The following is a 9,262-nucleotide window of genomic DNA, read 5'->3' as shown; positions in this document are numbered from 1 at the left end:
CCCGCCCCTACAATTGCCCCTAAACCCGCCCCTACAATTGCCCCTAAACCCGCCCCTACAATTGCCCCTAAACCCGCCCCTACAATTGCCCCTAAACCCGCCCCTACAATTGCCCCTAAACCCGCCCCTACAATTGTCCCTAAACCTATCCCTAGACTATTGCTTTATCATCTTGATTCACGACCCGATTTAACTTACCACTGTGATATCCTTCTAAATCTAGGGTGACATACAAAAAGCCTAAATCTTGAAACGCTGATACCAGGGTTGGTAAATCCATGGTCAACACAAATTGTTTAATTTGTTCCGGCGATAATTCAATGCGTGCGGTATCCCCTTGAGAACGCACCCGCAAATTTTTCCACCCTAGTTTCCGTAAATAAACTTCTGCCCGCCCTACCCGTTGCAGTTTCGCGATCGTAATTTCTTCGCCATAAGGAAAGCGAGAACTTAGACAAGGTTGGGCAGGTTTATCCCACCAGGGAAGCCCTAACTGTTGCGAAAGTTGGCGCACTTCGGCTTTCGTCACCCCCACTTCGGCTAAAGGCGATCGCGCCCCTCGTTCTTGCGCGGCTTGAATTCCAGGGCGATAGTCCCCTAAGTCATCAGCATTGACGCCATCCACGACATAGGGATAACCCCGTTGCAGCGCCAAAGGTTTCAGCGTATCGTGAAGTTCACTTTTGCAAAAATAGCAACGGTTAACCGGATTCGCCGTATAATTGGGATTATTCATTTCATCGGTTTGCACCAATTCATGGGGAATGCCAATTACCGCCGCTTGAATCCGGGCATCTTCCAATTCTTCAGGTAGCAGAGATGGGGATTCGGCGGTTACCGCTAAAGCGCGATCGCCTAAAACATCATAAGCAATCTTGGCAACTAAGGTGCTATCAACTCCTCCAGAATAGGCAATTAATGCCCGATCCATTTGAGCAAATAAGCGGGTAAGTTGTTCAAATTTATTATTTAACATGGTTGTCAAGACAGATGACTTTAAGGCAGAAGGCAGAAGGCAGAAGTTATGCCTTATTGTAGGGAATTGTAGGGGCGGGTTTAGGGGCAATTGTAGGGGCGGGTTTAGGGACAATTGTAGGGGCGGGCGGGTTTAGGGGCAATTGTAGGGGCGGGTTTAGGGACAATTGTAGGGGCGGGTTTAGGGACAATTGTAGGGGCGGGTTTAGGGGCTAAATTCAGCTAATCACCACTAACGGAACAACAAAACCCGCCCTCTTCACCACTAACGGAACAACAAAACCCGCCCTCTTCACCACTAACGGAACAACAAAACCCGCCCTCCCCACCACTAACGGAACAACAAAACCCGCCCTCTTCACCGATAAATCAACAACAAAACCCGCCCTCTTGTCATTTAGATTTAAGCCAAATGGCAAATGACGTAGCTTGCTTGAAGAAGAGCGAGTATGACACAAACAAATGACCAATGACCAATGACCAATACCAATTAAGCCAAAAGCGATTCCCCTTGTTCGTCCGACGTTGCCAACTCTTCCAAACGTTCCTGTTGATCCTGGGTAATACAGGCTTGAATCACAGACTCTATATCCCCTTCCAACAGACTATTCAGCGAATAGTTTTGACTCAAGCGATGATCCGTCACCCGATTGTCCTTATAGTTATACGTGCGAATCTTCTCCGATCGCGAACCCGTCCCCACCTGCGATCGCCGCATCGAGGTTACAGCTTCCTGTTGCTCCCGCAGCTTCATTTCATACAGTTTAGCGCGGAGAATTTGCAACGCCCGCTCTCGGTTTTGCAGTTGAGAACGCTCCTCAGTACAGAAGATCCGAATCCCAGTCGGCTTGTGGAACAGATCAACCGCCGTTTCCACCTTGTTCACATTCTGTCCACCAGCGCCACCGGAACGGGCTGTGGAAACTTCTAAATCCTTCGGATCAACCTCAATTTCCACATCATCCACTTCTGGCATTACCGCCACAGTCGCGGTTGAGGTATGAACTCGTCCTCCTGCTTCCGTCACCGGGACTCGTTGCACCCGATGAACACCCGCTTCAAACTTCAGCTTGCTATAAACCTGTTCCCCTTGAATTTCCAGAATCGCCTCTTTAAACCCACCCATGTCAGCCGGAGATTCACTCAATAGCTTCACCCGCCAGTTCTGAGTTTCGGCATAGCGCGAGTACATTCGCACTAAATCCCCCGCCCAAATACTGGCTTCGTCGCCCCCGGTTCCTGCCCGAATCTCCAACATGATGTTCTTATCATCATTAGGATCACGGGGCAAGAGTAAAATTTTCAGGCGTTTTTCCAACTCCTCCAGCTTCGTTTGCAGTTCCTCAACTTCCAGGGATGCCATTTCGTGCATTTCACCATCCCCATTGGCTTCCTTGAGGATTTGGCGAGCGCCCGTCAGTTCCTCCTGGGCTGTTTTCCAGAGTTCGTAGGTGATAACCACTTCCTCTAGGGACGAACGGGCTTTTGCCACCCGTTGCACTTCCACCGGATCAGTGGCAATATCAGGGTCAGCCAAACGGCGCGTTAATTCGTGAAAGGTTTGTTCAACCGATTGTAATTTATCGAGTAGGTAAGTTTCCGCCATGGTTACAGCGATCGCTCCATTTAAATAGCCTAAAAAAGCATTGAATAGCGAAGTCTAACGATTAAGAGTTAGGCTCCGCTACCGTCGAACACACTTCAAGCTACCTCGCTATTTCTCTTTAGACGATTGCTGCTCCGAGGCATTCCCTTCTAACATGCCGTATTTCCGCATAAAGCGCTCCACACGACCTTCTGTATCAATAATTTTTTGGGTTCCGGTGTAGAAGGGATGATTTCCCGACCATACATCAACATGAATTTCGGGCTGGGTTGAACCAACCGTCATCACAACTTCTCCGTTGCAATAGACTTTGGCGTCTGGATACCACTGGGGATGAATATCAGGTTTTGGCATGGTTACTTTCCTCTTTGAGCAAGCGTTTCTTCGTTCTGTCGTTTGTGTCGTTTGGGGCGAAATCACCCCTGATGATTCGTATTCTCTTCTCCCAATTCTAACGCTTCGAGTATTGGGGAGCTTTGCGGGCTTTATGTAAGCCATATTTCTTCCGTTCTTTGGCACGGGGATCGCGAGTTAAATACCCTTCCATCTTCAACGGAGAGCGATTTGCCGGATCAAGTTCACAAAGCGCCCGCGCCACACCTAAGCGAATGGCATCCGATTGTCCCGTCAACCCACCACCGTGAGCATTGACTAAAATGTCGTAATCATTTTCTAGACCCAAAGTTTCCAATGGTGATTTGGTCACCATTAAATAGGCTGGATTGAGATTAAAGTAAACATCGCCGGGACGCCCGTTAACAGTCAGTTGACCCGTCCCTGGAACTAGGCGCACCCGGGCAACTGAGGATTTACGGCGACCCGTTCCCCAGTAAACAGCGCGATTTTCCATCGGTTCTGTTGCTTGCATTAGTCTTGTTCTCCTGGAATGGTGTCAATGGTTAAGGTTTGAGGTTTTTGAGCGTCATGGGGATGAGCTGCACCCGCGTAAACTTTCAGCTTAGTAAAAAGTTTACGACCGAGGGAATTTTTGGGCAGCATCCCTTTCACCGCCTTTTCAATAATCCGTTCTGGTAGGCGGGCTTGTAAATGGGCAAAGGTTTCCGTCTTCATCCCACCCGGACGACCGGAATGGCGGCGATAGAGCTTCTGACTGCTTTTTTTTCCGGTGACGACGACTTTCTCGGCATTGACCACGATAACGAAGTCCCCTGTATCCATATGCGGGGAATAGGTCGGTTTATTTTTCCCTCTAAGAATCATGGCAATTTCAGTTGCCAATCGTCCCAGACGTTGACCTTCGGCATCGATAACGTACCAATTTTGTTCTAAAGAATCCTGAGTTGGCAGGTAAGTTTTTTGCATGAGTTTTTTTGATTACGTATACAGTTAACCTAAACACAATTGGGGGGGCATCTCAGTCGGCAAGATGAACTTAGGCTGAGTATCAAACCAGGTTTTTGGCGGGAACGGCGAATTGGGATACCCCACTCTTAACAAACACAGCCCCTTGGCTGGCGCTGAATATTTGATCCGCTCCCGCTGTTGATTCACCCACAGTTGAGTAAACTCGTGGGGATTAAGGTTGCCCCGCCCTACCTCTACCAGCATGCCGACAAGTAGCCGCACCATGCCGTATAAAAATCCATCCGCCTGAATTTCAATATGAATAAATGAACCATTCCGGTAACAGTGGGTGTCCTGAACCGTGACCCAGGAATGCTTCCGTCCAGAGTTGGCGCGATGGAACGCCGCGAGGTGGTGTTTTCCCCATAGCGGATTCAGTGCTTCCTGAATCCGATGTTCATCTAAGGGAGCGTGATAGTAATGCCAACAAAACGGTCGCACAAACAGGTTGGGACAAGCATCTGTATAGATACTGTACCGATACCGACGCCAAATCGCCGAAAAGCGAGCATGCCAATTGGCGGGTACGGGGGCTGATGCCCGAATCAGGATATCCTCCGGTAGTCGGCTATTGAGAATAGGCATCCACCGCTCTCCCGGAATCGGACGGCTACTATTAAAATGGGCGACTTGGGCAGCGGCATGAACCCCTGTATCAGTACGCCCCGCCCCGTGTAAGGTGACAGGTTTTCCTTCGACGGTGGACAGAACTTGCTCAATCTCCGCTTGTACCGTGCGATGGTGAGGCTGTCGTTGCCAACCAGAGAACTTTGTACCCAAGTATTGAATCACCAGAGCAATGCGTTGAGTTGGCTTAGCCTCGCACTCGGACATGACTTGAGTTCACACCAGCTCGATAATAGCCATTTCCGCATTATCCCCACGACGGCGCAGGGTTCTGAGTACGCGAGTATACCCACCGTTACGATTGCCATAGCGATCATTCACCCCTTCAAACAAGGCATGAACTAACTGCTTGTCGTAAATATAACCCAAGGCTTGACGTCGAGACGCTAGGGAGCCATCTTTTGCCAAGGTAATCATTTTTTCCACTTGGGAACGCACAGCTTTTGCCCGCGTTTTAGTGGTGGTGATCCGACCATGACGAATCAACTCCGTAGCTAGGCTTCTGAGCAGCGCTCGACGCTGGTCGGCTGGTTTTCCCAGTTTAGGTACGCGACGACGATGACGCATTTTCTTTTATTCCTCTACAATCCCACAACAACGAAAACTTTTTCAATCGAATGGCTAATCGAGTTGACGATTAGCCATTTAGTCTCAATCCTTAAGTTGGTTTAGCCGATTTTTCGTGGGGTAATGTAATCCCCAAGCGTTTTTGCAAAGCATCGATGACTTCTTCGGCAGACTTTTGACCAAAGTTCTTGATTTCGAGCAGATCCTCCTGGCTATAATCTAGTAAATCAGCAACGGAGTTAATTTGCGCTCGCTTGAGGCAGTTATACGCCCGCACCGACAGTTGCAGTTCTTCAATCGGAATTTGGCTGGTTGGATCTTCATCTTCCGGACGACCCACAGGCTCTGGCTTCAGCTCGATATCTTTCAGGGGATTGAATAAATCCACCAGAATATTAGCGGCTTGACTCAGTGCTTCCTGGGGTGACACGCTGCCATTTGTCCAAACATCTAAAATTAAACGGTCTTTTTCCAGAGAACCGTCAACACGGGTATCCTCGACGCTGTAGTTCACCTTAGTCACCGGCATGAATACGGCGTCAAGTTGCAGGAAATCGACTGAAGATGTTTCATCACGCCCCCGTTCTACAGAGCGATATCCTTTGCCTCGTTCGATGCGAAACTCCATTTCCAGTTTGGCACCGTCGGCTAGGGTCGCGATATACTGACCCGGATCAACAAATTCTACGTCCGACGGTAGGTCAAACTGAGCCGATCGCACGGTTGAGGGTCCGGTGATCATGACTCGACCAATATGGGGTCCGGGCGTATAACTTTTGAGGACGACTTCCTTCATATTCAGGAGAATTTCTAGGACATCCTCTCTGATTCCCGCAATGGTGGCAAACTCATGATTGACTCCAGCAATCCGGACAGCAGTAATTGCTGTACCTTCTAGGTTAGACAGGAGAACCCTTCTCAGGGCGTTGCCAACTGTTGTACCTTGACCACGATCGAGAGGTTCTAGGACAAATTTGCTATATTGACTTTGATTCTTTAGTGTTTTGGATTCTACGCACTCAATCTGAAACTGCGCCACGGAGTGACCTCCCTCCTTTAATTCATAGGAACCCATCAAAAGCACCAAGCGAGTACTTTTGAATTGTTGTTGCGCCTAACCCACCATTTGGGACAAGTGGCACTAAGCAAAGTATTAGTGGTTGGCATAATTCGCTCGATGCTGACACTTGATTTTGTTGTCGAGTCGAGACGGATGGGGGTTAAACCAACGTGAAGGTTTGATTGAGTAAATCAAACTCTGGGTTTGGCTTCCCCAATTCCCGTTCCCAATTTCCCAATCCTAGACGCGACGTCGTTTCGGGGGACGGCAACCATTATGAGGAATTGGCGTGACATCCCGAATTAGGGTAATTTCTAGTCCTGCCCCTTGTAGGGCGCGAATAGCCGTTTCTCGACCTGCACCAGGACCGCTAACCATTACCTCAATTTGACGCATTCCTTGGTCTATCGCTCGACGGGCGGCGTTATCGGCAGCGGTTTGAGCGGCAAAGGGGGTGCCTTTCTTAGCTCCCTTAAACCCACTTGATCCCGCTGATGCCCAGGAAACAACATCACCTCGCGTGTCAGAAATGGTGACGATGGTATTGTTGAAGGTGGACTGGATGAATGCCATTCCATTGGGAACGTTTCGTTTCTGCTTTTTTGTACCAGTTTTTTTAGTTGGTCGCGGCATATCGCTTTAGTTGGCTATCTTAATGATGGGTGTGAACTGAATAAGAGTGTTACTTCTTCGCTGGTGCTTTTTTCTTCCCGGCAACGGCAATACGTCTACCCCGACGGGTACGGGCATTGGTGCGGGTTCGTTGACCGCGCACAGGTAACCCTTGGCGATGACGACGCCCGCGATAGGTGCCAATATCAACAAGGCGTTTGATATTCATGGCTTCCCAGCGCCTTAAGTCACCCTCAACCTGATAGTCGCCCTCGACCACCGATCGCAGGGTGGCTACATCAGCATCGCTTAAATCCTTGACGCGGATATCCGGATTGACGCCCGTTTTTGCCAGAATTTCTTTGGAGCGAGATAGACCAATTCCGTAGATGTAGGTTAGACCAATTTCTATTCGTTTATCGCGAGGTAGGTCTACACTGGCAATTCTTGCCACGGTATTTTTCTCCCTTTTGCTGGTTTTGTGCTACAAATGAGTCTTATAGAGTCTGGTGGATTACCCCTGACGTTGTTTGTGCTTGGGGTTTGGACAAATAACCATTACTCGACCTCTACGTCGAATAACGCGACATTTTTCGCAAATTTTGCGGACGGATGCTCTAACCTTCATGGTTTTTTTAGTTACAACGCAAGCACATTATCATATCATTTTTTGGTTTTCGCGTCAAATAACTCCAGAAATCAACCCTACCGATTTTTATTTTTTGCGAAGTCGGTAGGTGATTCGCCCCTTGCTCAAGTCATAAGGGGTGAGTTCAACTTTGACGCGATCGCCCGGTAAGATTTTGATGTAGTTACGGCGAATTTTGCCAGAAATATGGGCAAGGACGTTGAAGCCATTATCCAAATCAACCCGAAACATTGCGTTCGGCAAGGATTCGGTTACCGTCCCTTCCATTTCAATTAAGTCTTGTTTAGCCAATTTTGTCGTTCCTCAATACAATTGGTCACTAATTCCCCTCCACACAGATAGAGATTTGTCCAGGGAGTGTTAACTTATGTTATCAAAATCCTCCCACAAAGAGCCTGTCCCGAATTAAGGGAAGCCTTAGAAATAGTAACGACTTACCCCAGAGGAGAACATCCCTCAAAAGTGAGACGGCGTTCGTTTTTCGGTTTGGGCATTGATGACTTAACTCGACATCACCTGCTTGAGAGAGTCCGTAACCGCCTCCATTGGTCTATCTCCATCAATCTCGCGTAAGATTGAGTGATCACGGTAAAACTCAATCACCGGTGCCGTCTGTTGGCGGTAGACGTCCAAGCGTCGCCGAATCGTCTGCTCATTATCATCTTGGCGTCCCCGTGAGAGTAACCGTTTCAGGATTGATTCATCGGGGACATCCAAATAAATGGCATAATCGCACCGCTGATCGAGATCCTGAAGTAGATTTTCCAGAAAAGCCGCTTGGCTGACATTGCGGGGAAACCCATCCAAAATCCAACCCGCTTGAGTATCCGGTTGCTTGAGGCGATCGCGAATTAGATCCAGAATCAATTTATCTGGCACCAACTCGCCGCCATCCATATAAGACTGCGCCTTTTGTCCGAGTGATGTAGATGCGGTGATCGCACTCCGTAGAATATCCCCAGTAGAGATGTGAGGAATCTGATAAAGCTGAGCGATATGCTGAGCTTGGGTTCCTTTTCCTGCCCCTGGTGGTCCTAAAAAAACTAATCGTGTCATTGGTTATTTGTCATTTGTCATTTGTCATTTGTCATTCGTCCTTTGTCCTTTGTCAATTTGATGTCTGCTCAAGTCCAGCTTTGAATTATCGAGACACCACATTTTGGTTTAATCAACGACGAACAAAGGACAAGTAACCAATGACCTAGCAGAAATTTTACTGCTTGACCATACCCTCGTAGCGCTGTGAAATCACATACGTTTGAACTTGTTTCGCCGTGTCAATTGCCACACCGACCAAAATCAGTAACGAGGTAGCGCCCAGCCCTCTAAACGTGGTCACTCCCGTCGCACTTTCGACAGCCGTTGGCACAACCGCCACCAGTCCCAGGAAAATGGCACCCAAAAATGTTAACCGATTCAGCACTCGCTCAATATAGTCGCTTGTCGCTTTACCCGGACGAATTCCCGGAATACTCGCTCCCATTTTCTTCAAATTCTGCGACATATCAACCGGATTCACGATCAACGACGCATAGAAATAGCTGAAAAAGAGAATTAACATCAGATACACCAGTACATACAGCCAGGGTGTCGGACCATTCGGACTGATATACAGTGCCACCTGATTTACCCCTTGCATGAGCGAACCTAAAAAGCCTTCACCTGTACCACCACGAGCAAAGCCAGCCAGAGACGTGGGCAGAATCAACACCGCTGAAGCAAAGATAATCGGCATTACCCCACCTTGGTTCAGTCGTAGCGGCAGATAGCTCGTTCGTTCCCGATAGAGCGACGCCCAACT

The 9,262-nt window shown here is 48.6% G+C and carries 16 protein-coding genes; 1 reads left to right on the top strand and 15 read right to left on the bottom strand.

Annotated features, from left to right (window positions below):
- Window positions 1–193 (top strand): hypothetical protein (locus tag MC7420_RS42425; RefSeq protein WP_232231689.1); only part of this gene is annotated, 193 nt, incomplete at its 5' end.
- On the opposite strand, the gene larE is transcribed toward MC7420_RS42425, so the two are convergent.
- The 15 genes from larE to MC7420_RS11395 form a co-directional block, all read right to left on the bottom strand.
- Window positions 152–976 (bottom strand): ATP-dependent sacrificial sulfur transferase LarE, encoded by an 825-nt coding sequence (larE, locus tag MC7420_RS11455; RefSeq protein WP_006100721.1) that lies wholly within the window; start codon window positions 974–976, stop codon window positions 152–154. The two genes, MC7420_RS42425 and larE, sit on opposite strands and share 42 nt — an antisense overlap.
- A 217-nt stretch (window positions 977–1,193) precedes the next feature.
- On the bottom strand, window positions 1,194–1,433 hold the full coding sequence (locus tag MC7420_RS39540; protein ID WP_157453136.1) for a hypothetical protein: 240 nt from the start codon (window positions 1,431–1,433) through the stop codon (window positions 1,194–1,196).
- A gap of 32 nt (window positions 1,434–1,465) precedes the next feature.
- Window positions 1,466–2,581: a peptide chain release factor 1 gene (gene prfA / locus MC7420_RS11450; protein WP_006100678.1), complete on the bottom strand. Its 1,116-nt coding sequence runs from the start codon at window positions 2,579–2,581 to the stop codon at window positions 1,466–1,468.
- Window positions 2,582–2,689: 108 nt separating this feature from the next.
- Window positions 2,690–2,935, bottom strand: coding sequence for a 50S ribosomal protein L31 (rpmE, locus tag MC7420_RS11445; RefSeq protein WP_006100490.1), 246 nt, complete (start codon window positions 2,933–2,935; stop codon window positions 2,690–2,692).
- Between the two features lie 97 nt (window positions 2,936–3,032).
- A complete protein-coding gene (rpsI, locus tag MC7420_RS11440; protein ID WP_006100720.1) occupies window positions 3,033–3,449 on the bottom strand; it encodes a 30S ribosomal protein S9 in 417 nt (138 codons plus the stop codon).
- On the bottom strand, window positions 3,449–3,904 hold the full coding sequence (rplM, locus tag MC7420_RS11435; protein ID WP_006100413.1) for a 50S ribosomal protein L13: 456 nt from the start codon (window positions 3,902–3,904) through the stop codon (window positions 3,449–3,451). The genes rpsI and rplM overlap by 1 nt, the downstream gene beginning before the upstream one ends.
- Window positions 3,905–3,928: 24 nt before the next feature.
- Window positions 3,929–4,780 carry a tRNA pseudouridine(38-40) synthase TruA gene (gene truA / locus MC7420_RS11430; RefSeq protein WP_006100545.1) on the bottom strand — a complete coding sequence of 284 codons (852 nt, stop codon included), beginning with the start codon at window positions 4,778–4,780 and terminating at the stop codon, window positions 3,929–3,931.
- A 9-nt stretch (window positions 4,781–4,789) separates the two neighbouring features.
- A complete protein-coding gene (rplQ, locus tag MC7420_RS11425; protein ID WP_006100605.1) occupies window positions 4,790–5,140 on the bottom strand; it encodes a 50S ribosomal protein L17 in 351 nt (116 codons plus the stop codon).
- A gap of 91 nt (window positions 5,141–5,231) precedes the next feature.
- A complete protein-coding gene (locus tag MC7420_RS11420; protein ID WP_006100457.1) occupies window positions 5,232–6,179 on the bottom strand; it encodes a DNA-directed RNA polymerase subunit alpha in 948 nt (315 codons plus the stop codon).
- Between the two features lie 261 nt (window positions 6,180–6,440).
- Window positions 6,441–6,833, bottom strand: a complete 393-nt coding sequence (rpsK, locus tag MC7420_RS11415) for a 30S ribosomal protein S11 (protein WP_006100602.1) — start codon at window positions 6,831–6,833, stop codon at window positions 6,441–6,443.
- Between the two features lie 49 nt (window positions 6,834–6,882).
- Entirely contained in the window at window positions 6,883–7,266 is a 384-nt protein-coding gene (gene rpsM, locus MC7420_RS11410; protein WP_006100714.1) for a 30S ribosomal protein S13, read from the bottom strand.
- Window positions 7,267–7,326: 60 nt separating this feature from the next.
- On the bottom strand, window positions 7,327–7,440 hold the full coding sequence (gene rpmJ, locus MC7420_RS36800) for a 50S ribosomal protein L36 (RefSeq protein WP_071777214.1): 114 nt from the start codon (window positions 7,438–7,440) through the stop codon (window positions 7,327–7,329).
- A gap of 87 nt (window positions 7,441–7,527) precedes the next feature.
- Window positions 7,528–7,752 (bottom strand): translation initiation factor IF-1, encoded by a 225-nt coding sequence (gene infA / locus MC7420_RS11405; RefSeq protein WP_006100613.1) that lies wholly within the window; start codon window positions 7,750–7,752, stop codon window positions 7,528–7,530.
- A 210-nt stretch (window positions 7,753–7,962) separates the two neighbouring features.
- Window positions 7,963–8,517, bottom strand: coding sequence for an adenylate kinase (locus MC7420_RS11400; RefSeq protein WP_006100616.1), 555 nt, complete (start codon window positions 8,515–8,517; stop codon window positions 7,963–7,965).
- A gap of 157 nt (window positions 8,518–8,674) precedes the next feature.
- Window positions 8,675–9,262, bottom strand: a 588-nt coding sequence (locus MC7420_RS11395; RefSeq protein ID WP_390435231.1) for a preprotein translocase subunit SecY, incomplete at its 5' end; no start/stop codon positions are given.

The organism is Coleofasciculus chthonoplastes PCC 7420 (assembly GCF_000155555.1).
Taxonomy (GTDB): domain Bacteria; phylum Cyanobacteriota; class Cyanobacteriia; order Cyanobacteriales; family Coleofasciculaceae; genus Coleofasciculus; species Coleofasciculus chthonoplastes_A.
Note: the sequence above shows the minus strand (reverse complement) of the source record. Positions and strands in the feature narration are given on the sequence as shown.